Origin of the sequence: Streptomyces sp. NPDC017940 (assembly GCF_044328435.1) — a bacterium.
GTDB lineage: Bacteria > Actinomycetota > Actinomycetes > Streptomycetales > Streptomycetaceae > Streptomyces.
Genome location: NZ_JBIRHJ010000001.1, coordinates 1296267 through 1321636, shown reverse-complemented (window position 1 = coordinate 1321636; position 25370 = coordinate 1296267). Strand labels below are relative to the sequence as shown.

Below are 25370 nucleotides of genomic sequence, written 5' to 3'. Positions count from 1 at the left end.
GGGGCCCTCGTACCGCTGTACGTGGAGCAGCCTGCCGTCCTGGCTCCGGTGCGGGCCCTGCCGGGCGAGGCCGCCGAACCGGCCGCCCGTCTCGCCCTGCGGCCTCTGCCCCTGATGACGTGCGCGGACGTGCGCCGACTACGCCTCTCAGCCGTCGGAGTCCTCGGTGAGGTGGCGGTTCCGCTCGTCGGTGTGCCCGCCCGCGGCCCCCCGGTCCGTGCCGTCGCGCTCCGCCGCGTCCCTGCCGAGGCTCTGCCCGCTGCCCGCGAGCAGGACGGCCACGGCAGCGGCCCCGGCGGCCAGGGCCCGTAACCCGACGACCAGGGCACGTGACCCCGTCTTGTACATGTCGATCTCCCTCCGGTAGCGCGCAGCATACGCACGGAGGGCGCCCCTCCGGTACGGGAGTGGCGCCCTCGATGCAGAGGCGTGACCGGGCGGGCGCGGGGCGACCCGGGCGGGTCAGTTGTGGCTGTGCAGGACGTCGTTGAGGCCGCCCCAGACCGCGTTGTTCGGGCGGGCCTCGACGGCGCCGGTGACCGAGTTGCGGCGGAAGAGGATGTTCGAGGCGCCGGACAGGTCGCGGGCCTTCACGATCTCCCCGTCGGGCATCGTGACGCGCGTACCCGCGGTGACGTACAGGCCCGCCTCGACGACGCACTCGTCGCCGAGCGCGATGCCGACACCGGCCTCGGCGCCGATGAGGCAGCGCTCGCCGATGACGATGCGGACGTTGCCGCCGCCGGAGAGGGTGCCCATGGTGGAGGCGCCGCCGCCGATGTCGGAGCCGTCGCCGACGACGACGCCGGCGGAGATGCGGCCCTCGACCATGGAGGTGCCGAGGGTTCCGGCGTTGAAGTTCACGAAGCCCTCGTGCATCACGGTGGTGCCCTCGGCGAGGTGCGCGCCGAGCCGCACGCGGTCGGCGTCGCCGATGCGCACGCCCTTGGGGGCGACGTAGTCCGTCATGCGCGGGAACTTGTCGACGGAGGTCACCGCCAGGTGCAGGCTCTCGGCGCGGGCGTTCAGGCGCACCTTCTCCAGGTCGTCGACGGCGACCGGGCCGAGCGAGGTCCAGGCCACGTTGGCGAGGAGCCCGAACATGCCGTCGAGGTTCTGGCCGTGCGGCTGGACCAGGCGGTGGCTGAGCAGGTGCAGGCGCAGGTACACGTCGTGCGCGTCCAGCGGCTTGTCGTCCAGGGACGTGATGACCGTGCGGACGGCGACGACCTCCACGCCCCGGCGGGCGTCGGCACCGATCGCCTTCGCGGCACCCTCACCGAGCAGTTCCACGGCGCGCTCGGCGGAGAGCCGCTCGCTGCCCGCGGGGCCCGGCTCGGCGATGAGCTCGGGCGCGGGGAACCAGGTGTCGAGAACGGTGCCGTCGGCAGCGACGGTGGCGAGCCCGGCGGCAGCGGCGCCGGTAACGCGAGGAGCAGTCGTATCGGTCATGGGGGAAACCTAACCGGGGCGGGGGCACGGAGGCGAACCGGTGCGGGGGAACGCCTCAGGCACCGGCCGTCCCGACCTGCGCACGGGTCGCTTCCCGGTCGCACCGGGGGCCTCCCGCCCCGCCCAGCCGTCAGCCGCCCTCCGGCCGAGGAGAGGCGGCCCGCGCCGGGGTCAGGACCCGCGTGAGCATCTCCCGCGTGTACGCCTCGTCGTACTGCCCGCCCGTGAGCAGCACCTGGAGACAGATCCCGTCCATCATCGCGACCATGCCCCGCGCGGTGACGGGGTCCGTCCGCTCCCGCAGGACCTCGGCGACCCCCTCGCACCACTCGGCGGCCACCGGGCGCAGGGCGGGGCGGCGCAGGGCGGCCAGATACAGCTCGTACTCCAGCTCGACGCCCTCCCGCCCCCCTGCGGCCCACTCGCCGAGCAGCGCCGCGAGTTCGGCGGGCAGGTCGGCGTCGGGGTCCCGGAGCACGCCGCGCTCCCGCACGAGTCGCGCGAACCCTTCGTTGGACTGCCGCAGCGCGGCCACGAGGAGGTCGTCGAGGGTCTTGAAGTGGTACGTGGTCGACCCGAGGGGGACGTCGGCCTCGGCGGCGACGGACCGGTGGCTGAGGCCCGCGATGCCCTTCCCTGCCGCGACCCGCATCGCCGCGTCGATGATCCGCTGCCGTCTCCCGGGGTCGTAGCGCCGGCCCATCAGTGAGCACCGCCCAGGTTCAGGACCACGACGCCCGCGATCACGAGCACGATCCCGAGGACCTTGACCGGGTTCGCCGACTCCCCGAGGAACAGCATCCCGATGCCCGCGACCGCGGCGGTCCCCACCCCGGCCCAGATCGCGTAGGCGGTCCCCACCGACAGTGTCTTCAGGGTCTGCGCGAGCAGCGTGAAGGCCAGCAGATACCCCGCGACGGTCAGCAGCGAGGGCCAGAGCCTGCTGAAACCCTCGCTGTACTTCATGGCCGTCGTTCCGGCCACCTCCGCCGCGATGGCCGCGGCCAGCAGTCCGTATCCCATGCGTACAAGCGTACACAACGATGCGTACGCCAGTACATATGCAGGCGCATACGAAAGGGCCCGCACCGGTCGGTGCGGGCCCTTTCGAGGTGCTCGGCTGCGCCTGTCGCGGGCGGAGTCAGACGTTGAACCCCAGCGCCCGCAGCTGCTCGCGGCCGTCGTCGGTGATCTTGTCGGGGCCCCACGGCGGCATCCAGACCCAGTTGATCCGCAGTTCGTTGACGATGCCGTCCGTCGCGGACTTCGCCTGGTCCTCGATGACGTCGGTCAGCGGGCAGGCCGCGGACGTCAGCGTCATGTCGATGGTGGCGATGTTGGCGTCGTCGACGTGGACGCCGTAGATCAGGCCCAGGTTGACGACGTCGATGCCCAGCTCGGGGTCGACGACGTCGTAGAGCGCCTCCCGGACCTCCTCCTCGGAGGCGGGCTTGGTCGTGAGGGTCTCGTTCTCGCTCATGCCGTCTTCCTTTCGGCCTCGGCGGCCTCGACGTCGGCGCCCAGTGCCTGCGCCGTCGCGTCCTTCCACGCCATCCAGCTCAGCAGAGCACACTTGACGCGCGCGGGGTACTTGGAGACACCGGCGAACGCGACCGCGTCCTCCAGGACCTCCTCCATCGCGTCGTCCGGCTCCAGCCTGCCCTTGGACTGCATCAGCTCCAGGAACACGGCCTGGATCCGCTGCGCCTCGGCCAGCTCCTTGCCGACGAGCAGGTCGTTGAGCACGGAGGCGCTGGCCTGGCTGATGGAGCAGCCCTGGCCCTCGTAGCTCACGTCCTCGATGCGGGCGCCGTCGTACTTCACCCGCAGCGTGATCTCGTCGCCGCACGTCGGATTGACGTGGTGCACCTCGGCGTCGCCGGGGCGAAGACCGCGCCCGTGCGGGTGCTTGTAGTGGTCCAGGATCACGTCCTGGTACATCGAATCCAGCTTCACACCAGCCAGCCCCTCAGCCGAAGAAGTTCCGTACGTGCTCCAGGCCGTCGGCGAGGGCGTCGATCTCGCCGGGCGTGGAGTACAGATAGAACGACGCTCGCGTGGTCGCGGGAATTCCGTACCGCAGGCAGACGGGGCGGGCGCAGTGGTGGCCGACCCGGACCGCGATGCCCTGCTCGTCGAGGACCTGGCCCACGTCGTGCGGGTGGATGTCGCCGAGCGTGAAGGAGATCGCGGCGCCGCGCTCCTCGGCCGTCGCCGGGCCGATGATCCGGAGGTCGGGGACCTCCAGGAGGCGCTTGACCGCGTACTCGGTGATCACCTGCTCGTGCTGCGCGATCCTGTCCATGCCGATCGAGGTCAGGTAGTCCACCGCCGCGCCGAGGCCCACGGCCTGCGCCACCGGCGGGGTGCCCGCCTCGAACTTGTGCGGCGCCGGGGCGTACGTCGACGAGTGCATCGACACCGTCTCGATCATCTCGCCGCCGCCGAGGAACGGCGGCAGGTCCTCCAGGAGCTCCTGGCGGCCCCACAGCACGCCGATGCCCGTCGGGCCGCACATCTTGTGGCCCGTGAAGGCCACGAAGTCGGCCTGGAGGGCCTGTACGTCGAGCGGCATGTGCGGCGCGGCCTGGGAGGCGTCGATCAGGACCAGGGCCCCGACCTCCTGGGCGCGGCGCACGATGGCCTCGACCGGGTTGTGCGTGCCCAGGATGTTGGAGACGAGCACAAAGGAGACGATCTTCGTCTTCTCCGTGATGACCTCGTCGATGTTCGACAGGTCGAGCCGGCCGTCGTCGGTGAGGCCGAACCACTTCAGCTTCGCACCGGTGCGCTGCGAGAGCAGCTGCCACGGCACGATGTTGGAGTGGTGCTCCATCTCCGTGATGACGATCTCGGTCTCGTGGTCGACGCGGTAGGGCTCGTCGGCCCAGCCGAGCATGTTGGCCACGAGGTTGAGCGACTCGGAGGCGTTCTTGGTGAAGATCACCTCGTCGCGGCTCGGCGCGTTGATGAACTCCGCGACCTTGTCACGGGCGCCCTCGTACAGCGCCGTGGCCTCCTCGGCGAGGACGTGCACACCGCGGTGGACATTGGCGTTGTGCTGCTCGTAGTACTCAGTGAGCACGTCGATGACCTGGCGCGGCGTCTGCGACGTCGCCGCGTTGTCCAGGTACACCAGCTTCTTGCCGTCGTGGAGCGTGCGCTCCAGGATGGGGAAGTCCTTGCGGAGCGCCTCGGTGTCGAGGAGGCCGGGCAGCCCCTGTCGGGCCACAGTCACTCGGATGCGCCACCCTTCACATAGGCCTCGTAGCCCTCGTTCTCCAGCTTGTCGGCGAGCTCGGCGCCGCCGGACTCGGCGATCCGGCCGTTGGCGAAGACGTGCACGAAGTCGGGCTTGATGTAGCGCAGGATGCGCGTGTAGTGCGTGATCAGGAGCGTGCCGACCTCACCCGTCTCGCGGATGCGGTTGACGCCCTCGGAGACCACGCGCAGGGCGTCGACGTCCAGGCCGGAGTCGGTCTCGTCGAGGATCGCGATCTTCGGCTTGAGGAGCTCCATCTGGAGGATCTCGTGGCGCTTCTTCTCGCCGCCGGAGAAGCCCTCGTTCACGTTGCGCTCGGCGAAGGAGGGGTCCATCTGGAGCGCGGCCATCGACTCCTTGACCTCCTTCACCCAGGTGCGCAGCTTGGGGGCCTCGCCGCGGATCGCCGTCGCCGACGTGCGCAGGAAGTTGGAGACGGAGACGCCGGGGACCTCGACCGGGTACTGCATGGCGAGGAACATGCCGGCGCGGGCGCGCTCGTCGACCTCCATCTCGAGGACGTCCTCGCCGTCGAGGGTGACGGTGCCCTGGGTGATCGTGTACTTGGGGTGGCCCGCGATGGAGTAGGCGAGGGTCGACTTGCCGGAGCCGTTCGGGCCCATGATGGCGTGGGTCTCGCCCTGCTTCACGGTCAGGTCGACACCCTTGAGAATTTCCTTGGTGCCGTTCTCGACCTCGACGGTCACGTGCAGGTCGCGGATTTCAAGCGTTGCCATGGGTGCCTCAGGACTCCTGGGTGACGGAGGCGCGTACGTCAACGAGGACGCTGCCCCCTTCGATCTTTACGGGGTATACGGGGACGGGGCGCGTCGCGGGCAGGCCGGACGGCTTGCCGGTACGCAGGTCGAAGGCGGAGCCGTGCAGCCAGCACTCGATCTGGCAGTCCTCCACCTCGCCCTCGGAGAGGGAGACGTTCGCGTGCGAGCAGATGTCGTGGATCGCGAACACCTCGCCCTCGGTGTGGACGACCGAGACCGGCGTGCCGTCGAGTTCCACCCGCTTCGGGGTGTCCTCCTCCAGCTCGCTCAGGTCGCAGACGCGTTCGAATGCCATCAGACGGACGCCTCCAGCTCCTCGTCGATCTTCACGAGGAGGCGCTCTTCGATGTCGTCGACCCCGATCTGCTGGACCAGCTCGGCGAAGAAGCCGCGCACGACGAGACGGCGCGCCTCCTGCTGCGGGATGCCGCGCGCCATCAGGTAGAACAGCTGCTCGTCGTCGAACCGGCCGGTGGCGCTCGCGTGCCCCGCGCCGACGATCTCGCCGGTCTCGATCTCCAGGTTGGGCACGGAGTCGACGCGGGCGCCGTCCGTCAGGACGAGGTTGCGGTTCATCTCGTAGGTGTCGGTGCCCTCGGCCTTGGCCTCGATGAGGACGTCACCGATCCACACGGCGTGCGCCTGCTCGCCCTGCAACGCGCCCTTGTAGACGACGTTGGACTTGCAGTGCGGGACGTTGTGGTCGACCAGGAGGCGGTGCTCCTGGTGCTGGCCCGCGTCCGTGAAGTACAGGCCGAACAGCTCCGCCTCGCCGCCGGTGCCCGCGTACGCCACCCGGGGGTGCAGGCGCACGAGGTCGCCGCCGAAGGTGACCACGAAGGACTTGAAGGTGGCGTCCCGGCCGATCAGGGCGTTGTGCTGGCCGACGTGCACGGCCTTGTCGTCCCAGTCCTGCACGGAGACGACGGTCAGCTTGGCGCCGTCCCCGAGGACGTAGTCGACGTTGGCCGCGAGCGCGGCGTCGCCGGTGTGGTCGATCACCACGACGGCCTCGGCGAAGGCGCCGAGCTCGATGACCTGGTGGCCGTAGGCGACCCCGCCCTGGCCGTGCACGGCGATGCGGATCGGCTCGGTGAGCACCGTCTCCTTGGGGACGGTGACGACACCGGCCTCCTTGAACGCGGAGTAGGCCTGGGCTGCGACGCGGTCCACGGGGACGCCCGCCCTGCCGAGGCGCGCGTCGTCACGGCCGACGGTCTCGACGACGACGGCCTCGGGGGCCTCGATGTCGATCCTCACTCCGCCGCCGGTGGCGACCGCGGTGCCGTCGTGCAGCCCGCGCAGGCGCTCCAGCGGGGTGAACCGCCACTCCTCCTCGCGGCCGTGCGGCACCGGGAAGTCCGCCACGTCGAAGGACGGGGGCGCGCTCATGCGGGTGGCGACGGTCGACTCGGCGGCCACCGCGATCGAGCCGGAGGTCGTGGTGCCGCCCACCGAGGGGGGTCCCCCCTGCCCGAGCGAAGTCGAGAGCTTGGGGGCGTTCTGAGCCTGAGCCATGGCTTCGGTGTTGCTCGCTTTCTGCCTCATCGTGTTCACCTGCCGGCGACGGCAGGCTCGTGGGGCTCAGCGACTGAGCCCCGTGTCGTGGTCGGTCCGGCGGGGCGCCCTAGCCCACCGCGCCTTCCATTTGCAGTTCGATCAGCCGGTTGAGCTCCAGGGCGTACTCCATGGGCAGCTCCTTCGCGATGGGCTCCACGAAGCCGCGCACGATCATCGCCATCGCCTCGAACTCGGTGAGGCCGCGGCTCATCAGGTAGAAGAGCTGGTCCTCGGAGACCTTGGAGACGGTGGCCTCGTGGCCCATGGAGACGTCGTCCTCGCGAACGTCCACGTACGGATACGTGTCGGAGCGGGAGATGGTGTCGACGAGCAGCGCGTCACAGAGCACGTTGGACTTGGAGCCCGGGGCGCCCTCGCCGATCTCGACCAGGCCGCGGTAGGAGGTGCGGCCACCGCCACGCGCCACGGACTTCGACACGATGTTGGACGAGGTGTTCGGCGCCATGTGGACCATCTTGGAGCCGGCGTCCTGGTGCTGGCCCTCGCCCGCGAAGGCGATGGAGAGGGTCTCGCCCTTGGCGTGCTCGCCCATCAGGTAGACGGCGGGGTACTTCATCGTCACCTTGGAGCCGATGTTGCCGTCGATCCACTCCATGGTCGCGCCCTCATAGGCCACGGCGCGCTTGGTGACCAGGTTGTAGACGTTGTTCGACCAGTTCTGGATCGTCGTGTAGCGGCAGCGGGCGCCCTTCTTGACGATGATCTCGACGACCGCGGAGTGCAGGGAGTCCGACTTGTAGATCGGCGCCGTGCAGCCCTCGACGTAGTGGACGTAGGCGTCCTCGTCGACGATGATCAGCGTCCGCTCGAACTGGCCCATGTTCTCCGTGTTGATGCGGAAGTAGGCCTGGAGCGGGATCTCCACGTGCACGCCCTTCGGCACGTAGATGAAGGAGCCGCCGGACCACACGGCGGAGTTCAGCGAGGCGAACTTGTTGTCGCCGACCGGGATGACCGTGCCGAAGTACTCCTTGAAGAGCTCGGGGTGCTCCTTCAGGGCCGTGTCGGTGTCCAGGAAGATGACGCCCTGCTCCTCCAGGTCCTCACGGATCTGGTGGTAGACGACCTCGGACTCGTACTGCGCGGCGACACCGGCGACCAGGCGCTGCTTCTCCGCCTCGGGGATGCCGAGCTTGTCGTACGTGTTCTTGATGTCCTCGGGCAGGTCCTCCCAGGACTCCGCCTGCTTCTCCGTGGAGCGCACGAAGTACTTGATGTTGTCGAAGTCGATGCCGGAGAGGTCCGAGCCCCAGTTCGGCATGGGCTTCTTCTCGAAGAGGCGCAGGCCCTTGAGACGGAGCTTGGTCATCCACTCCGGCTCGTTCTTCTTCGCGGAGATGTCCCGGACGACGTCCTCGTTGATGCCGCGCTTGGCAGAGGCACCGGCCGTGTCGGAGTCGGCCCAGCCGTATTCGTACTTGCCCAGGCCCTCGAGTTCGGGGTGGGCAGTCTCCGTGGGGAGAGTCATGCGGGGTTCCTCCCGGCCGTGCTTGCAGAAGTGTTGGCAGTGGTGTCTGTGACCGCAGGGGGCTGCGGGGCCGCCTTCGGGATGAACGTCGTGCAGACGCCGTCCCCGTGGGCGATGGTGGCGAGCCGCTGGACGTGGGTCCCGAGGAGCTCGGAGAAGATCTCCGTCTCCGCCTCGCAGAGCTGTGGATACTGCTCGGCCACGTGCGCGACGGGGCAGTGGTGCTGGCAGAGCTGCTCGCCCACGGGCGCGCTGCGCGCCGTAGCAGCGTACCCGTCGGCGGTCAATGCCTTCGCCAGGGCGTCGGTGCGCTGCTCCGGGGGGGCGGCTTCGACGGCCTCGCGATAGGCCTCGGCCTGCTCGGTGATGCGGGCGCGGGCGAATTCCGCGACCGCGGCCTCGCCGTGGGTCAGGGCGATCCAGCGCAGGGCGTCGGCCGCGAGCTTGTCGTAGGACTGGTCGAAGGCGTCGCGGCCGCAGTCCGTCAGCGCGAAGACCTTGGCCGGGCGGCCCCGGGTGCGCGCGCCGTAGACCCGCTTCTCGCGTCCCTCGACCACGTTCTCCTGGACCAGGGTGTCCAGATGGCGGCGGACCGCGGCCTGGGTCAGGCCGAGCCGCCCGGCGAGGTCGGCGACGGTGGAGGGGCCGTGGTCCAGGATGGAGCGCGCGACGCGGTTGCGGGTGGACCGCTCACCGGTCGCGAGCTCTTCCTGCGGGGCCCTCGCCGGGGCCTCCCGAGCCTCGCCAACGTTTTTCACAACGCCATTGTTGCGTAATTCCTCAGAGCCTGACAACCCGCGTCCGGATCAGTGTTCGGTGCCGTGTGTCACTTAGGTATACCTAAACTGACCTGCGGAAACGATCATTGATCGATCAAAGGAGTGGCGTCGGGCGCTCCCGTCCACAAGACTCCCTGACCATGTCGACACCCCCTCTCACCGGCCCTTTGTGCACGCGCGACTCGCTGGCACAGGACCTGCGCGCCCTGGGCCTGCGCCCCGGTGACACCGTGCTCGTCCACACCTCGCTCAGTTCGCTCGGCTGGGTCAACGGTGGCCCGGAGGCGACCGTTCTCGCCCTGCTCGACTGTCTGGGTGACGGCGGGACGCTGGTGGTGCCCGCCCACTCCGGCGACAACTCCGAGCCCGCCGAGTGGCAGCACCCGCCGGTGCCCGCCGCGTGGTGGCCCGCCATCCGCGACACGATGCCCGCCTACGACCCGCGCACCGCCCGCACGCGCGGCATGGGCGTACTCCCCGAGACCGTGCGCACCTGGCCCGGTGCCGTCCGCAGCGCCCACCCCCAGACGTCCTTCGCGGCGCTCGGCCCCCGCGCCGCAGCCCTGATGGACGGCCACGCCCTGGACTGCCGGCTCGGTGAGCGCAGCCCGCTCGCCCGCCTCGAGGCCGCCGGGGCACGGGTGCTGCTCCTCGGCGCGGGCTTCGCATCCTGCACCGCCTTCCACCTGGCGGAGTACCGGCTCCCGGCGCCGCCGCTCGTGGAGAACTCGTTCGCCGTCATGACGGACGAGGGCCGCCGCTGGATGACGGTTGGCGACACCGACATCGACGAGACGTGCTTCGACGAACTCGGCGCCGACTACGAACGGGCGCGGCCCGTGCTGCGCGGCGCGGTCGGTGCGGCGACGGCCCGCCTGTTCCCGCTGGCCGACGCGGTGGCCTACGCGCAGACGTGGCTGCCGAAGCACCGGCCGGGGGCCCCGTGAGGGGTGCGGGGAACCGCGCGCTCGGCGTGCGGTACCGCGCGCTCGGCGCGCGACGAGCGGCAGACGCGCCCGCCGAGAGGGCGCAGACGCGTCTGCGGGTGCTTCGTCGCTGGTAGCGCGGTTCCCCGCGCCCCTGACGGGGCGCCCCCCGGCCGAGAGTCGCGCGGCGCTCTCTAGACTTCCCGGCATGGGAAATGAGTCCGTCGTCCAGGCCGAGGGTCTGGTCAAGCGGTACGGGACCAAGACCGCGGTGGACGGCCTCGACCTGGACGTCCGCGCGGCCGCCGTCACGGCCGTACTCGGCCCGAACGGCGCCGGCAAGACCACCACCGTGGAGATCTGCGAGGGCTACCGCAGGCCGGACGCGGGCGAGGTCCGCGTCCTCGGCCTCGACCCGGTCCGCGAGGCCGCCGCGCTGCGGCCCCGCATCGGCGTGATGCTCCAGTCCGGCGGCGTCTACTCCGGCGCCCGCGCCGACGAGATGCTGCGCCACGTCGCCAAGCTGCACGCCCACCCCCTCGACGTCGACGCCCTCATCCAGCGCCTGGGCCTCGGCTCCTGCGGCCGCACCACCTACCGGCGCCTCTCCGGCGGCCAGCAGCAGCGCCTCGCGCTCGCCATGGCCGTGGTCGGCAGGCCCGAACTCGTCTTCCTCGACGAGCCGACCGCGGGCCTCGACCCCCAGGCCCGCCGGGCCACCTGGAGCCTGGTCCGCGACCTGCGCGCCGACGGCGTCTCGGTGATCCTCACCACGCACCACATGGACGAGGCCGAGGAACTCGCCGACGACGTCGCGATCATCGACGCGGGCAGGGTCATCGCCCGGGGCAGCCCCGAGGAGCTGTGCCGCGGCGGCGCCGAGAACACGCTCCGCTTCACCGGCCGCCCGGGGCTCGACGTGGCCTCCCTGCTCAAGGCCCTGCCACCGGACTCCGCCGCCGCCGAACTCACCCCCGGCGCCTACCGCGTCAGCGGCACCGTCGACCCCCAGCTGCTCGCCACCGTCACCTCCTGGTGCGCCCAGCACGGCGTCATGCCGGACCGGATCTCGGTCGAACGCCACACCCTCGAAGACGTCTTCCTCGAACTCACGGGCAAGGAGCTGCGCGGATGAGCGCCGCCGGTACGTACACGCCCAGGCCGGGCGCCGCCCCGCTCCCCCGCATGATCGGCGCGCAGGCCGCACTCGAGACGAAGATGCTGCTGCGCAACGGCGAGCAGCTCCTGCTCACCGTCGTCATCCCGACGCTCCTGCTCGTCCTCTTCAGCGCGGTCGACATCGTCGACACGGGGAAGGGCGACGCGGTCGACTTCCTCGCGCCCGGCGTCCTCGCTCTCGCCGTCATGTCGACGGCCTTCACCGGGCAGGCCATCGCGACGGGCTTCGAGCGGCGGTACGGCGTGCTCAAGCGGCTCGGCGCCTCGCCGCTGCCGCGCTGGGGCCTGATGGCCGCCAAGACGCTGTCCGTCCTGGTCACCGAGGTGCTCCAGATCGCGCTGCTCACCGCGATCGCCTTCGCGCTCGGCTGGTCGCCGCACGGCAACCCGCTCGCCGTCCTGCTGCTCCTGGTCCTCGGCACCGCCGCCTTCTCCGGCCTCGGCCTGCTGATGGCGGGCACGCTCAGGGCGGAGGCGACCCTGGCCGCCGCGAACCTGGTCTTCCTGCTCCTGCTGGTGGGCGGCGGCGTCATCGTGCCGCTCGACAGGTTCCCCGGGGGCGTCGAGTCGGCGCTCGGACTGCTGCCCATCTCGGCGCTCTCCGACGGACTGCGGGACGTGCTCCAGGACGGCGCGTCGATGCCGTGGGGCGACCTGGGGATCCTCGCGGCGTGGGCGGTGCTCGGGCTGGGTGCGGCGGCCCGGTTCTTCCGCTGGGAGTAGCGGCTCCACCGCGGGGCCGGGGACGTCACGTAACCGGCGTCACAGATGGACCGGATACGTCCCCCTCGTGAAGCCGTGCACAAGCGGCCCCCTACGATGGGTCCGTGCCAAACGTGACCCGGGCCGAACTGGCTCAAGCAGCACGCAATCCGCTCGCCTTCATCGCGGAACGCTGGACCCCGACCGATCGGACCGTCCGGCGCGCGGTGCTCGCCTCGCTCGTGATGACGGTGGTCATCGTGGTCACCGGCGGCGCCGTCCGGCTCACCGGGTCCGGACTCGGCTGCCCGACCTGGCCCAAGTGCACCGACGACTCCCTCACCACGACCCACGAGATGGGCTTCCACGGGGTCATCGAGTTCGGCAACCGCCTGCTGACGTACGTGCTGTGCGCCGCCGTCGGCTGGGCCATCATCGCCGTACGCTCGCAGAAGCCGTGGCGGCGCAGCCTGACCCGGTACGGCTGGGCCCAGTTCTGGCTGGTCATGGGCAACGCGGTGCTCGGTGGCATCGTCGTGCTCGTCGGCCTCAACCCGTACACCGTCGCCGCGCACTTCCTGCTCTCCACCGCCCTGATCGCGGTCGCCACGTCGATGTGGCAGCGCACGCGGGAGGGCGACGGGGAGCCGCGCCCGCGGGTCGGCAAGGCCGTCGCGCAGCTGGTGTGGGTCATGGTCGGGGCCTCGGTGCTGCTCATCGCCGTGGGTACGGTGGTGACGGGCGCGGGTCCGCACGCCGGTGACTCCAGCGACGTACCGCGCATGGACGTCGGCGCGGTGGGCCTGGACTGGGAGGGTGTCTCCAAGCTGCACGCCGTCCTCGCGTGGATCGTGGTGACGCTGACCTTCGCCCTGTGGTTCGTCCTGAAGGCGGTGGACGCGCCCCCCGGGCCGCTCGCCCGCACCCGGGACCTGTTCGTGATCCTGCTCGCGCAGGGCGTCATCGGCTACGTCCAGTACTTCACGGACCTGCCCGAGGCGCTGGTGGCGGCGCACATGCTGGGGTCGTGCCTGGTGTGGATCGGGGTGCTGCGGGTGCTCCTGTCGCTGCGGGAGCGGCCCGCGGTGGCGCCGGGGGTTCCGGCGCAGGCGGATCCGGCGCTCTCCACGGTCTGAATCCGCTCCGGCCCGCGGCGATACCCCTTCTGGTCGTGGCGGTCCGAACCTGCCCGCCGGTCGCGGCGGTCTGGACCCGCCTGCCGCGACCGGCGGCCCTGCCTACTCCTCCGCCAGTCCGTACACCCGCTCCGCGTTCCCCGCAGCGATCAGCCCCGCCACGCGTTGCGCGTCCGTCAGCGACCACGCGCCGTCCGCGACCCAAGTGCCGAGCACCCGCCCGAGTGCCTCCCTGAACAGGTGTGCGCCCACCACGTGCAGCTCCGGCAGCCCGTGCGCGCCGCTGGAGAACAGCAGCTTGCCGAAGGGAGCGAGTTCCAGGATCTCCGCGAGGACGGCCGCGGCCCGGGCCCCGGTCCGTACGAGCGCGGAGCCGAGGTCGGCGTACACGTGCGGGAAGACACCCGCGAGGTGGGCCGCCGCCCGGTGGTGCGGATAGGTGCCGAGGAGCACCAGGTCGGTGCCGAGCCCGGCCGTGGCGCGGGCGAAGTCCTTGAAGGAGCCCTCCGGGTCGGCGGCGCCCGCGTGCAGTTGCAAGGGCAGGCCGGAGGCGACGGCGATCCACAGCAGGTGCCGCAGCAGCACCGGGTCCGCCAGCTCACCGCCCACCTGCCGTCCGGCCAGCCACCGCCCCGCCGCCCCGCGCACCTCGCCGGGACCCGGCGGTTCGGCGGTGAGGGCCGGGCATCCGCGCGCCCCCGCGACGGAGGCGAAGGCCACGGCACCGTTCGCGGCGCCGTGCACGGACTCGGCGAGGTTGGCGAGAAAGCAGTCGACCGTGCCGGAGGTGTCGGCGACCTGTTCGGCGAGGAGTTCCAGGCGGACGATCTCGTGGGCGTCCGCCGCCCCCGCCGACGCCAGCTCGCCCGGCCCCGTCAGGTCGCCGGGCAGACCGGTGTCGACCAGGTACGTCGTGATGCCGCTGCCGCGCAGCAGCAGCCGGCCCGCGTCCAGGACCCCGAGCTCGCGGCGGCGCGCGAGATAGCGGGCGGGCGGGCAGTGCGGTTCCAGGCCGAGCAGCGGCGGACACCAGCGGCGTACGGCGAAACCCGTCTGGGTGTCGAAGAAGGTGGTGCCGGGGGCGGGCGGGCCCTCACCCCGGCCGAGATGGGCCTCGAAGGTGCCGAGTCCCAGCTCCGTCCGCAGGACGCCGTGGCAGTGCTGGTCCACCAGGGACGGCGTTCCGATCATCCTGGCTCCCTCGCGTGGACCGTGTTCGGCTGTGTTCCGCTGGTTTCACGGTCCTAACGGTCGAGCCCGGCGTCAGGTGTTGCCCGCCGTGCCGCCGGGGCGCGCCGCACGCGTGTCTCAGTCGTTCGCCGGTCCGCCGACCTGGATGCCCGCCATGCGGGTCCACTCATACGGTCCGGTCTTCACCTTGGCCGCGAACTCGCCGTCGAAGTCCTCGTGGACGGTGATTTCGGACCGTTCCACGGCGCTCGTCGCGATGGCGTGGGTCGGCGCCACGAGGTCGCCCCAGTTGCCGTCCGCGCCGACGAGGACGATCCGCGCGCCCCGCTCACCGATGTAGGCGACCTGGCCGTCGGCGCCGCCGTGCTTCCGCGCGAACGCCGTGATCGCCTTGGCCAGCTTGGCGGCCGCGCGGTCGGCCCGAACAGCCTCCTTGTCGGGCTTGCCGCCTGCGGCGGCCTTGCCCTGGGGGGCGGGGGTTTCGTCTGTGGCGGTTTTGGTCGTGGCTGCCTCGGCCGTGGCGGCGGTGTCGGTGGCGGCCTTGGCCGTGGCGGCGGTGTCGGCGGGGGTCTTGGTCGTAGCGGCGGTGGCCGCAGCGGTCTTGCCCGTGGCGGCCTTATTCGTCGCGACGGTATCCGTGGCGGTCTTGCCCGCGGCGGCGGTGTCCTTGCCGGTCCTGTCCGTAGCACCCGTGTCCGTGGCGGTCTTGGCCGCAGCGGCGGCGTCCACAGTGGTCTTGGCCGCAGCGCCGGTGTCCGCAGCGGCCTTGCCCGCAGCACCGGTGTCCGCAGCGGCCTTGGCCGCAGCACCGGTGTCTGTGGCGGTCTCATCCCCAGCGGCGGCGCCCACAGCGGCTTTGTCCGCAGCGGCGGCGTCCACAGCGGCCTTGTCCGTAGCGGCCTTGTCCGCAGCGGCGATGCTCGCGGTGGCCTTGTCCGCAGCGCTGGTGTCCGTGGCGGTCCTATCGGTAGCGGCGGCGCCCGCAGCGGCGGTGCCCGCAGCGCCGGTGCTTGCGGTGGCCTTGTCCGCAGCGGCGACGTCCGCAGCAGCCTTGTCCGCAGCGCCGGTGCCCGCGGCGGCCTCAGCCGTAGCACCGCCGTCCGCGGCACCGGTGCCCGCAGCGGCGGCCTCCGCGGCGGCGCCGTCCGTAGCGCCGGTGCCCGCAGCGCCGGTGTCCTGGTCCGTGCTCTGGTCCCTGCCCTGCTCCGTGTCAGCCATGGCACAGGATGCTACCGACGGGTAGATCATTCGGCGACGTCCGGGTGGCGTGGTCTCGGCCACGGTGCGGCCGGAGTCGGCCCATGACCCGTACGTACGTTCCCCCGTGCGCCGCCCCCATGGTAGGACCGGGGACCATGTCCGGTCTGCTGATCGACGAGGTCTTCCGGTCCGCCGCGGGAGCGGCCCCGCACCGCCCGGCCGTGGTGTGCGGGGATCGCGCGCTCTCCTTCGCGGAGCTGGACGCGGCGGCCGACCGGGCCGCCGGGCGCCTGCGGGCGTGCGGTGTCCGGCGCGGGGATCGCGTGGTCTGCCTGACGGGCGACCTGTTCGCCGCGCTGCCGCTGTTCGCCGGGGCGGCGCGGGCCGGAGCGGCGTTCGTCCCGCTGGACCCGCTGGACCGGGGCGCGGCCTCCGTCCCTGTCGTGCGGACCGCGGCGCCACGCCTCGTCGTGACGGACGGGCCGTGGGCGGAGGCGGAGGCCGGGACGGGGGCACGGCTCGCCGCCGCGGCCGGCGCCAGGCACCTCGTACTCCCGAAGCAGGAGGAACTCCTCGTACCGGCACAAGAGGCCGCAACGGGTGGGAAGCCCCCGGGACGCCCGCCGCGAAGGCCCGCCGGACGGTCACCGTCCGAGTCCGACGCCCACCTCGTCCTCTTCACCGGCCGCACCGGCGCGCTCCCCGGCCCCACCCCCGTACGCACCGGCGCACCGCGCCCGCGAGGCGTCGTCCTCTCCCACCGCGTGAGCGCCCTGCGCACCCACCCGGGGAGCCGGCCCGAGCCCCCGGGCCCCCTGGTGTGCGGCTTCCCGCCGGGTCACCCGGCCGCCTGGACGGCCGTCCTGCGGCAGTGGCAGACCCGGGGCACCGTGGTCCTGCCCGCGGAGCCGGGCCCGGCGGCGGTCTGCGCGGCCGTGCGGGAGCACCGGGCCGCCCGCCTGACGGGCCCGCCCGACGTGTGGTGGGCCGTCCTGGACACCGCTCCCCACCAGCTGGCCCCCCTGCGCCTCGCCGTGGTGGAGGCGGCGGATCCGGCCGACACGCCACCGCGGCTCATCGAAGCCGTCCGCACCGCCACCCCCGCCGCGCTGGTACGTGCCGTCCTCGGCACCCCCGAGACGGGCGACATCGCCGCGCTCGACCACGCCGACGTCCGCGCCAGGCCGGGCAGCTGCGGCTCGCCCGCGCCGGGTGTCGGGGTGCGGGTCGTGGACGGCGAGCTGTGGGTGCGTGGCCCGTCCCTGTTCGACGGGTACTACGGGGACGCGGAGGCCACGGACGCGGTGCTCAGGAACGGCTGGTTCCGCACCGGCCGCACGGTCCGGAGGGACGGGGACGGCTACCTGTACCCCGGCGCGGAACCGGAACCGGAACCGGAATCGGAACCGCCGGAGGAACCGGAAGAGGGACCGGAAGCGGAAGCAGCACGACCGGACGCAAAGAACAGAGCGGCCCCGCCGTCCTGAGGACGACGGGGCCGCTCACCGCTCGCGCGGGGAACCGCCGGAGGCTAGCGCAGGAAGGGATCCACCGCGACCGCCACGAACAGCAGCGAGACATAGGTGATCGACCAGTGGAAGAGCCGCATCTCCTTCAGCTTGCCGCCGGTCGCCTCGGACTTGGCGCGGTTCTGGAGGCCGTGCGCCTCCCACAGCCACCAGCCGCCGGTGGTGAGGGCGACCGCGGTGTAGAACCAGCCGGTGTAGCCGAGGGGCTGCAACAGCAGCGAGACGGCGACCATGACCCAGCTGTAGAGGACGATCTGGCGCGCGACGACCTTGTTGGAGGCGATCACCGGAAGCATCGGCACGCCCACGCGCGCGTAGTCCTCCTTCACCCTCATGGACAGCGGCCAGTAGTGCGGCGGCGTCCAGAAGAACATCACGAGGAAGAGGACGACCGGCGCCCAGGACATCGAGTTGGTGACGGACGACCAGCCGATGAGGACCGGCAGGCAGCCCGCGATGCCGCCCCAGACGATGTTCTGGGAGGTACGGCGCTTGAGCAGCATCGTGTAGACGACGACGTAGAAGAGCAGCGCCCCGAGCGACAGCCAGGCGGAGAGCCAGTTGACGGTGAGGCCGAACAGGAGCGTGGAGACGACGGCGAGCGTGATGCCGAAGACCAGGCACTCCCGGGGGCTGACCATGCCCGTGACCAGCGGCCGCTGCGACGTACGTTCCATGAGGGCGTCGATGTCGCGGTCGATGTACATGTTGAGCGCGTTGGCTCCACCGGCCGAGAGATAGCCGCCCACGCAGGTGAGCAGGACCAGCGTGAGGTCCGGCACCCCCTGCTCGGCGAGGAACATCACCGGAACGGTGGTGATCAGGAGCAACTCGATGATCCGCGGCTTGGTCAGCGCCACGAACGCCTTGACTCGGGCCCCGAACGGCCGGTTGCTCGGGTTCTGGCTAGTCCCGATTACCCCCGCTGGACGGGATTCGACGGCCGTCACGCACACCCCTGACAGAGACTCCCAGCAAGCCCTGCGTCGGACGTTCGGACATGAAGATCCGGTAAAGGCTCGCGCGTACCACGCCACTGTAGACGTTGCCCATACCTTGCCCTTCGCGGGGGTGGGTTCGTGTTGAGGGGCAACACGGGTGGAGTGGGAAGCGTCGCGCGCATCCGGTGCGCGGCGTCGCCGGGGCGACCGGAACCGGCCACCAGATGAGCAGTACCGCATTCACATGGTGAACGAGGGATTCCTTTCAGGAGGCGGATTCGAATCCGCCCCTGCACTCTGGAATGACTCGAAAGAATGCACGTTCTTGCAGCGGTAGGCTCGTCAGCGGCCGGTGGATCCATACGCCGCCGGCATTCGACATGTGGAGAGGAGCCCTGACCCAGGGTGAGCACCAAGCCGACCACCACAGACCTCGAGTGGACCGAACTGGACCAGCGGGCTGTCGACACCGTCCGCGTCCTGGCCATGGATTCCGTACAGAAGGTCGGCAACGGCCATCCGGGTACGGCCATGAGCCTCGCGCCTGCCGCGTACACCCTTTTCCAGAAGGTGATGCGGCACGACCCGGCGGACGCCGACTGGACCGGCCGCGATCGTTTCGTCCTGTCCGCGGGACATTCGTCTCTGACGCTTTACATTCAGCTGTACCTGGCCGGGTTCGGCCTGGAGCTCGACGACCTGAAGGCCTTCCGCACCTGGGGTTCAAAGACCCCGGGCCACCCGGAGTACGGCCACACGGTGGGTGTCGAGACGACGACGGGCCCGCTCGGCCAGGGCGTCGCCAACGCCGTGGGCATGGCCATGGCCGCCCGCTACGAGCGCGGCCTCTTCGACCCGGCCACCGCGGCCGGCGAGTCGCCGTTCGACCACTACATCTACGCCATCGCCGGTGACGGCTGCCTCCAGGAGGGCATCTCCGCCGAGGCGTCCTCCATGGCCGGGCACCAGAAGCTCGGCAATCTGATCCTGCTGTGGGACGACAACCACATCTCGATCGAGGGCGACACGGAGACCGCGATCTCCGAGGACACCGAGAAGCGGTACGAGGCCTACGGCTGGCACGTGCAGCGCGTGGAGCCCAAGGAGGACGGCGACCTGGACCCGGCCGCGCTGTACGCGGCGATCCAGGAGGCCAAGGCCGTCACCGACCGGCCGTCCTTCATCGCGATGCGCTCCATCATCGCCTGGCCCGCCCCGAACGCGCAGAACACCGAGGCCGCGCACGGCTCGGCGCTCGGCGACGAGGAGGTGGCGGCCACCAAGCGCGTCCTCGGCTTCGACCCGGAGCAGTCCTTCGAGGTCGCCGACGAGGTGCTCGCGCATACCCGCGCGGCGCTCGACCGGGGCCGCGAGGCCAAGGCGACCTGGTCGAAGTCCTTCGCCGAGTGGCGCACGCAGCAGCCCGAGCGCGCCGCGGAGTTCGACCGCGTCGCCGCGGGCGAGCTGCCGGCCGGCTGGGAGGAGAAGCTCCCGGTCTTCGAGACGGGCAAGGGCGTCGCGACGCGAGCCGCGTCCGGCAAGGTCCTCCAGGCGCTCGGCGCGGTGATCCCCGAGCTGTGGGGCGGCTCCGCCGACCTCGCGGGCTCGAACAACACCACGATCGACAAGACGTCGTCGTTCCTGCCCGAGGGCAATCCGCTGCCGGGGGCCGACCCGTACGGCCGTACGATCCACTACGGCATCCGTGAGCACTCCATGGCCGCGGAGATGAACGGCATCGCGCTGCACGGCAACACGCGCATCTACGGCGGCACGTTCCTGGTCTTCTCGGACTACATGCGCAACGCGGTGCGGCTCTCGGCCCTGATGCACCTGCCGGTGACGTACGTGTGGACGCACGACTCCGTCGGCCTCGGCGAGGACGGCCCGACGCACCAGCCGGTCGAGCACCTGGCCTCGCTGCGCGCCATCCCCGGCCTGAACGTGGTCCGCCCCGCGGACGCGAACGAGACCGCTCTGGCGTGGCGCGAGATCCTCAGGCGCTACACGAAGGAGTTCGGCAAGGGCGCCCCGCACGGCCTCGCGCTGACCCGTCAGGGCGTGCCGACGTACGAGCCCAACGAGGACGCCGCCAAGGGCGGGTACGTCCTGTTCGAGGCGGAGGGCGGCACTCCCGAGGTCGTCCTGATCGGCACCGGCTCCGAGGTGCAGCTCGCCGTGGAGGCGCGCGAGCAGCTCCAGGCGGCGGGCGTGCCGACGCGGGTCGTCTCGATGCCGTCGGTCGAATGGTTCGACGAGCAGGACCAGGGGTACCGGGACTCGGTGCTGCCGCCGTCGGTCAAGGCGCGAGTGGCGGTCGAGGCGGGCATCGGCCTGACTTGGCACCGCTTCGTCGGGGACGCGGGCCGCATCGTCTCGCTGGAGCACTTCGGTGCGTCGGCGGACGCCAAGGTGCTCTTCCGCGAGTTCGGCTTCACCGCCGACGCGGTCGCCGCGGCCGCGCGGGAATCGATTGCCGCCGCTCAGCGCTGACGCCCATATACGACCAAGTAGGAGATGTAATTCCATGACAGACGCACTCAAGCGCCTCTCCGACGAAGGCGTCGCGATCTGGCTGGACGACCTGTCGCGCAAGCGGATCACGTCCGGCAACCTCGCCGAGCTGATCGACCAGCAGCACGTCGTGGGCGTCACGACCAACCCCTCGATCTTCCAGAAGGCGATCTCGGAGGGCGACGGCTACGACACGCAGCTCACCGACCTCGCCGCCCGCGGGGTCACGGTCGAGGAAGCCATCCGCATGATCACGACGGCGGACGTCCGTGACGCCGCCGACATCCTGCGCCCGGTGTTCGACGCGACCGAGGGCCAGGACGGCCGGGTCTCGATCGAGGTCGACCCGCGGCTCGCCCACAACACGCGCGCCACGGTCGCCGAGGCCAAGCAGCTCGCGTGGCTGGTGGACCGGCCGAACACGCTGATCAAGATCCCCGCGACCAAGGCGGGCCTGCCGGCCATCACCGAGGTCATCGGGCGCGGCATCAGCGTCAACGTCACGCTGATCTTCTCCCTCGAGCGCTACCGCGAGGTCATGGACGCCTACCTCGCCGGTCTGGAGAAGGCCAAGGCGGCGGGCCTGGACCTGTCGAAGATCCACTCGGTGGCGTCGTTCTTCGTGTCCCGCGTGGACACCGAGATCGACAAGCGCATCGACGCCCAGGGCACGGACGAGGCCAAGGCGGCGCGCGGCAAGGCCGCCCTCGCCAATGCCCGGCTCGCCTACGCGGCGTTCGAAGAGGTGTTCGGCTCTGCCGACAAATCGACCCAGGGCTCGGACCGCTGGGCCGCGCTCGACAAGGCGCACGCCAACAAGCAGCGCCCCCTGTGGGCGTCGACGGGCGTCAAGGACAAGGCGTACAAGGACACGCTGTACGTCGACGACCTGGTGGCCCCCGGCACGGTGAACACCATGCCCGAGGCCACCCTCGAGGCCGTCGCCGACCACGGCCAGGTCACCGGCAACACCATCGCCGGTGCCTACGACCAGGCGCGCGCGGACATCGCGGCCCTGGAGAAGCTCGGGGTCTCCTACGACGAGGTCGTGCAGCTCCTCGAGGACGAGGGCGTGCAGAAGTTCGAGGCGTCCTGGAACGACCTGCTCAAGTCGACCGAGGCGGAGCTGAAGCGCCTTTCCCCCTCGGAGGGCTGACACCTTGACCGCAGTTCATGGAGCCAATCCGCTTCGTGACGCCGCGGACCGACGGCTCCCGCGTATCGCGGGGCCGTCGGGCCTCGTCATCTTTGGCGTCACGGGCGATTTGTCCCGTAAAAAGCTGATGCCCGCTGTCTATGACCTCGCCAACCGGGGCCTGCTGCCGCCCGGCTTCTCGCTCATCGGGTTCGCCCGCCGCGAGTGGCAGGACGAGGACTTCGCACAGGAGGTGCACGACGCGGTCAAGCAGCACGCGCGCACGCCCTTCCGCGAGGAGGTCTGGCAGCAGCTCATCCAGGGGATGCGTTTCGTCCAGGGCAACTTCGACGACGACGACGCCTTCGAGCAGCTGAAGGACACCATCCAGGAACTCGACAAGGCACAGGGCACGGGTGGCAACTTCGCCTTCTACCTCTCGGTGCCGCCGAAGTTCTTCCCGCAGGTCGTCCAGCAGCTGAAGAAGCACGAGCTTGCGGACGCGCCGGAGGGCGCCTGGCGCCGCGCGGTGATCGAGAAGCCGTTCGGCCACGATCTGAAGTCCGCGAAGGAACTGAACGCGATCGTGCACGAGGTGTTCGCCCCGGACCAGGTGTTCCGGATCGACCACTACCTCGGCAAGGAGACCGTCCAGAACATCCTGGCGCTGCGCTTCGCCAACCAGATGTTCGAGCCGATCTGGAACCGGTCGTACGTCGACCACGTGCAGATCACGATGGCCGAGGACATCGGCATCGGCGGCCGCGCCGGCTACTACGACGGCATCGGCGCCGCGCGCGACGTCATCCAGAACCACCTGCTCCAGCTGATGGCCCTGACCGCCATGGAGGAGCCCGCCTCCTTCGAGGCCGACGCGCTCGTCGCGGAGAAGGCGAAGGTGCTGGGCGCGGTCCGGCTGCCCAAGGACCTGTCCAAGGACACCGTGCGCGGGCAGTACGCGGCGGGCTGGCAGGGCGGCGAGAAGGCCGTCGGCTACCTCCAGGAAGAGGGCATCGACCCCAAGTCGAAGACGGACACGTACGCCGCCATCAAGCTGGGCGTCGACAACCGCCGCTGGGCGGGCGTGCCCTTCTACCTGCGCACCGGCAAGCGCCTCGGCCGCCGTGTCACGGAGATCGCGGTCGTCTTCCAGCGCGCCCCGCACTCCCCCTTCGACCAGACGGCGACGGAGGAGCTCGGGCAGAACGCGATCGTCATCCGCGTCCAGCCGGACGAGGGCATCACGGTCCGGTTCGGCTCGAAGGTGCCGGGCACCTCGATGGAGATCCGGGACGTGTCGATGGACTTCGCGTACGGCGAGTCCTTCACCGAGTCCAGCCCGGAGGCGTACGAGCGCCTGATCCTGGACGTCCTGCTCGGCGATGCCAACCTGTTCCCGCGCACGGAGGAGGTCGAGCTGTCCTGGAACATCCTCGACCCGATCGAGCAGCACTGGGACGAGAACGGCACGCCCGCGCAGTACCCGGCCGGCACCTGGGGTCCGGTCGAGGCGGACGAAATGCTCGCACGAGACGGACGGAGCTGGCGTCGGCCATGAAGATCGACCTGACGGACACCACGGCCAGCAAGATCAACAAGGCCCTCGTGCAGGGCCGCCGCGCCATCGGCTCACCGGCCGTCGGCATGGTGCTCACCCTCGTCATCGTCACCGACGAGGAGAACGCGTACGACGCGCTGCGGGCGGCGAGCGAGGCATCTCGCGAGCACCCCTCGCGGACCCTGGTCGTCATCAAGCGGGTCTCGCGCTCCCCGCGCGACCGCACGACTTCGCGCCTGGACGCCGAGGTGCGGGTCGGCGCGGACGCGGGCACCGGCGAGACGGTGATCCTGCGCCTGTACGGCGAGGTGCTCAACCACGCCCAGTCGGTGGTCCTGCCGCTGCTGCTCCCGGACGCGCCGGTGGTGGCGTGGTGGCCGGTGAACGCCCCGCTCGACCCGGCCAAGGACCCGCTCGGTGCCCTGGCCCAGCGCCGCGTCACTGACACCTACGCGGCCGAGCAGCCCATCCACGAGCTGACCGCGCGCGCCGAGGCCTACTCCCCCGGTGACACGGACCTGTCCTGGACGCGCATCACGCCGTGGCGCTCGATGCTGGCCGCCGCCCTCGACCAGGTGGCCTGCGAGGTCACCGGTGCGCAGGTGGAGGGCGAGGAGTTCAACCCGAGCGTCGAACTGCTCGCGATGTGGCTCGCGGAGCGCCTGGACGTGCCGGTCAAGCGCGCCCTCTCCCCGGGCCCCGGCCTGACGGGCGTGCGGATGGACACCAACTGCGGCCCGATCGTCCTGGACCGCGCCGACGGCTCCCTCGCGACGCTGTCCATCCAGGGCCAGCCGAACCGCGCGGTCGCGCTCAAGCGCCGCGAGACGCCCGAGCTGATCGCGGAGGAGCTGCGGCGCCTCGACCCGGACGACACCTACGCGGCCGCGCTGCGGTTCGGCGTGGACCGGCTCGGTGAGACGGTGGTGCCGGAGCCGTCGGTGGACGCGCGGGACGAGGAGTCCCCGGGGTCCGGCTCGGGTTCCTCCGGGGGTTCCGCCGCCGGGGACGGCTCGTCCGGCAAGGACGACGCCTCCGGTGGGGACGACGCCCCGGACAAGGACGACGCCTCCGCCAAGGACGGTGGGAGCAAGTCGGGTACCGCCAAGAAGGCGGCGGCGAAGGCCCCGGCCAAGAAGGCGGCGCCCAAGTGAGCACCGCCCCGCAGCTCGTCGTGCACCGCGACAAGGAGCTGATGGCCCGTGCCGCAGCGGCCCGGCTGATCACGAGGATCGTCGACGCGCAGTCGGCCCGCGGCTCCGCCTCCGTGGTCCTCACCGGCGGCCGCAACGGCAACGGCCTGCTCGCGGCGCTCAGTTCGGCGCCCGCCCGCGACGCCGTGGACTGGTCGCGCCTCGACCTGTGGTGGGGCGACGAGCGGTTCCTGCCGGACGGCGACCCCGAGCGCAACCACACGCAGGCCCGCGAGGCCCTGCTCGACTCGGTGCCGCTCGACCCGGCGCGGGTGCATCCGATGCCCGCGTCCGACGGGCTCCACGAGGCGGACGCGGCAGCGGAGTCGTACGCCGCCGAACTCGCCGCGGCGGCGGGCCCCGAGGACCACGGTCCGGTCCCGACGTTCGACGTGCTCATGCTGGGCGTCGGGCCCGACACCCATGTGGCCTCGCTGTTCCCGGAGTCGCCCGCCGTGCGGGAGACCGAGCGCACGGTGGTCGGCGTCCACGGCGCGCCCAAGCCGCCGCCCACGCGCGTCTCGCTGACCCTGCCGGCGATCCGGTCGGCCCGCGAGGTGTGGCTGCTCGCGGCGGGCGAGGACAAGGCGAAGGCCGCGGCGATCGCGCTGTCCGGGGCGGGCGAGGTCCAGGCCCCGGCGGCGGGAGCGTACGGCAGGGCGCGCACGCTGTGGCTCCTGGACGCGGCGGCGGCGTCACAGCTGCCGCGGAGCCTGTACCCCCCGGCGTCCGCCTGACGGAGCGTCGGCCGGGCGGCACGCCCGCCCGACGGCGTGTCCGCCCACGGCACGCATGGTGCTCTACGCGGGGCCCCGGACCGGGAATCGGTCCGGGGCCCCGCGCGT

Annotated in this window: 25 protein-coding genes; 10 read left to right on the top strand and 15 right to left on the bottom strand. The window is 71.4% G+C overall.

All coding sequences use genetic code 11. The annotated features are described in order from the left end of the window. Positions 1-147: 147 nt before the first annotated feature. The 12 genes from ACH4DX_RS05565 to ACH4DX_RS05510 form a co-directional block, all read right to left on the bottom strand. Complete coding sequence (locus ACH4DX_RS05565) at positions 148-348, bottom strand: hypothetical protein (RefSeq protein ID WP_398122704.1); 201 nt, start codon at positions 346-348, stop codon at positions 148-150. A 114-nt stretch (positions 349-462) separates the two neighbouring features. After that, a complete protein-coding gene (gene dapD, locus ACH4DX_RS05560) occupies positions 463-1452 on the bottom strand; it encodes a 2,3,4,5-tetrahydropyridine-2,6-dicarboxylate N-succinyltransferase (RefSeq protein ID WP_398154069.1) in 990 nt (329 codons plus the stop codon). A 130-nt stretch (positions 1453-1582) separates the two neighbouring features. Continuing rightward, positions 1583-2155: a TetR/AcrR family transcriptional regulator gene (locus ACH4DX_RS05555; protein ID WP_398154068.1), complete on the bottom strand. Its 573-nt coding sequence runs from the start codon at positions 2153-2155 to the stop codon at positions 1583-1585. Further along, positions 2155-2475 carry a DMT family transporter gene (locus tag ACH4DX_RS05550; RefSeq protein ID WP_398122707.1) on the bottom strand — a complete coding sequence of 107 codons (321 nt, stop codon included), beginning with the start codon at positions 2473-2475 and terminating at the stop codon, positions 2155-2157. Before ACH4DX_RS05550 ends, ACH4DX_RS05555 begins: the two co-directional genes overlap by 1 nt. A gap of 118 nt (positions 2476-2593) precedes the next feature. Continuing rightward, positions 2594-2932: a metal-sulfur cluster assembly factor gene (locus ACH4DX_RS05545; RefSeq protein ID WP_030564757.1), complete on the bottom strand. Its 339-nt coding sequence runs from the start codon at positions 2930-2932 to the stop codon at positions 2594-2596. Further along, positions 2929-3408, bottom strand: coding sequence for a Fe-S cluster assembly sulfur transfer protein SufU (sufU, locus tag ACH4DX_RS05540; protein WP_398122708.1), 480 nt, complete (start codon positions 3406-3408; stop codon positions 2929-2931). The genes ACH4DX_RS05545 and sufU overlap by 4 nt, the downstream gene beginning before the upstream one ends. A 13-nt stretch (positions 3409-3421) precedes the next feature. Beyond that, a complete protein-coding gene (locus tag ACH4DX_RS05535; RefSeq protein WP_398122709.1) occupies positions 3422-4690 on the bottom strand; it encodes a cysteine desulfurase in 1269 nt (422 codons plus the stop codon). Next, positions 4687-5451, bottom strand: coding sequence for a Fe-S cluster assembly ATPase SufC (gene sufC / locus ACH4DX_RS05530; protein WP_398122710.1), 765 nt, complete (start codon positions 5449-5451; stop codon positions 4687-4689). The genes ACH4DX_RS05535 and sufC overlap by 4 nt, the downstream gene beginning before the upstream one ends. Positions 5452-5458: 7 nt before the next feature. Beyond that, complete coding sequence (locus ACH4DX_RS05525) at positions 5459-5788, bottom strand: bifunctional 3-phenylpropionate/cinnamic acid dioxygenase ferredoxin subunit (protein WP_398122711.1); 330 nt, start codon at positions 5786-5788, stop codon at positions 5459-5461. After that, complete coding sequence (gene sufD / locus ACH4DX_RS05520; RefSeq protein ID WP_398154187.1) at positions 5788-7011, bottom strand: Fe-S cluster assembly protein SufD; 1224 nt, start codon at positions 7009-7011, stop codon at positions 5788-5790. Before sufD ends, ACH4DX_RS05525 begins: the two co-directional genes overlap by 1 nt. 109 nt (positions 7012-7120) lie before the next feature. Further along, on the bottom strand, positions 7121-8542 hold the full coding sequence (sufB, locus tag ACH4DX_RS05515) for a Fe-S cluster assembly protein SufB (protein ID WP_058851576.1): 1422 nt from the start codon (positions 8540-8542) through the stop codon (positions 7121-7123). Next, positions 8539-9300: a helix-turn-helix transcriptional regulator gene (locus tag ACH4DX_RS05510; RefSeq protein ID WP_398154067.1), complete on the bottom strand. Its 762-nt coding sequence runs from the start codon at positions 9298-9300 to the stop codon at positions 8539-8541. Before ACH4DX_RS05510 ends, sufB begins: the two co-directional genes overlap by 4 nt. A gap of 161 nt (positions 9301-9461) precedes the next feature. Here ACH4DX_RS05510 and ACH4DX_RS05505 point away from each other — a divergent pair, with 161 nt between their 5' ends. The 4 genes from ACH4DX_RS05505 (at position 9462) to ACH4DX_RS05490 (ending at position 13264) form a co-directional block, all read left to right on the top strand. Beyond that, entirely contained in the window at positions 9462-10268 is an 807-nt protein-coding gene (locus ACH4DX_RS05505) for an aminoglycoside N(3)-acetyltransferase (RefSeq protein ID WP_398122713.1), read from the top strand. A 187-nt stretch (positions 10269-10455) separates the two neighbouring features. Beyond that, positions 10456-11382, top strand: a complete 927-nt coding sequence (locus tag ACH4DX_RS05500) for an ABC transporter ATP-binding protein (protein ID WP_398154066.1) — start codon at positions 10456-10458, stop codon at positions 11380-11382. Beyond that, positions 11379-12149, top strand: coding sequence for an ABC transporter permease (locus ACH4DX_RS05495; protein ID WP_398122715.1), 771 nt, complete (start codon positions 11379-11381; stop codon positions 12147-12149). The genes ACH4DX_RS05500 and ACH4DX_RS05495 overlap by 4 nt, the downstream gene beginning before the upstream one ends. A gap of 104 nt (positions 12150-12253) precedes the next feature. Beyond that, on the top strand, positions 12254-13264 hold the full coding sequence (locus ACH4DX_RS05490) for a heme A synthase (protein WP_398154065.1): 1011 nt from the start codon (positions 12254-12256) through the stop codon (positions 13262-13264). A 102-nt stretch (positions 13265-13366) separates the two neighbouring features. On the opposite strand, the gene ACH4DX_RS05485 is transcribed toward ACH4DX_RS05490, so the two are convergent. Further along, on the bottom strand, positions 13367-14455 hold the full coding sequence (locus ACH4DX_RS05485) for an amidohydrolase (protein WP_398154064.1): 1089 nt from the start codon (positions 14453-14455) through the stop codon (positions 13367-13369). A 117-nt stretch (positions 14456-14572) separates the two neighbouring features. Beyond that, on the bottom strand, positions 14573-14854 hold the full coding sequence (locus tag ACH4DX_RS05480) for a hypothetical protein (protein ID WP_398154186.1): 282 nt from the start codon (positions 14852-14854) through the stop codon (positions 14573-14575). Between the two features lie 956 nt (positions 14855-15810). Between ACH4DX_RS05480 and ACH4DX_RS05475 the strand changes: the two genes are divergently transcribed. Then, a complete protein-coding gene (locus ACH4DX_RS05475; protein ID WP_398154063.1) occupies positions 15811-17142 on the top strand; it encodes an AMP-binding protein in 1332 nt (443 codons plus the stop codon). Between the two features lie 44 nt (positions 17143-17186). On the opposite strand, the gene ACH4DX_RS05470 is transcribed toward ACH4DX_RS05475, so the two are convergent. Continuing rightward, entirely contained in the window at positions 17187-18140 is a 954-nt protein-coding gene (locus ACH4DX_RS05470) for a heme o synthase (protein WP_398122719.1), read from the bottom strand. A 390-nt stretch (positions 18141-18530) separates the two neighbouring features. Between ACH4DX_RS05470 and tkt the strand changes: the two genes are divergently transcribed. From tkt to pgl, 5 genes are read left to right on the top strand one after another with little or no spacing between them, the layout of a single operon-like run. Next, the gene (gene tkt / locus ACH4DX_RS05465) at positions 18531-20618 is read left to right on the top strand and encodes a transketolase (protein ID WP_398122720.1); all 2088 of its coding nucleotides are present in this window, start codon (positions 18531-18533) and stop codon (positions 20616-20618) included. Positions 20619-20652: 34 nt separating this feature from the next. After that, entirely contained in the window at positions 20653-21795 is a 1143-nt protein-coding gene (tal, locus tag ACH4DX_RS05460) for a transaldolase (protein ID WP_398154062.1), read from the top strand. Positions 21796-21799: 4 nt separating this feature from the next. Further along, on the top strand, positions 21800-23332 hold the full coding sequence (gene zwf / locus ACH4DX_RS05455) for a glucose-6-phosphate dehydrogenase (RefSeq protein ID WP_398122722.1): 1533 nt from the start codon (positions 21800-21802) through the stop codon (positions 23330-23332). Continuing rightward, complete coding sequence (gene opcA / locus ACH4DX_RS05450) at positions 23329-24486, top strand: glucose-6-phosphate dehydrogenase assembly protein OpcA (protein WP_398154061.1); 1158 nt, start codon at positions 23329-23331, stop codon at positions 24484-24486. Before zwf ends, opcA begins: the two co-directional genes overlap by 4 nt. Further along, positions 24483-25262 (top strand): 6-phosphogluconolactonase, encoded by a 780-nt coding sequence (gene pgl / locus ACH4DX_RS05445; protein WP_398154060.1) that lies wholly within the window; start codon positions 24483-24485, stop codon positions 25260-25262. The genes opcA and pgl overlap by 4 nt, the downstream gene beginning before the upstream one ends. Positions 25263-25370 lie beyond the last annotated feature (108 nt).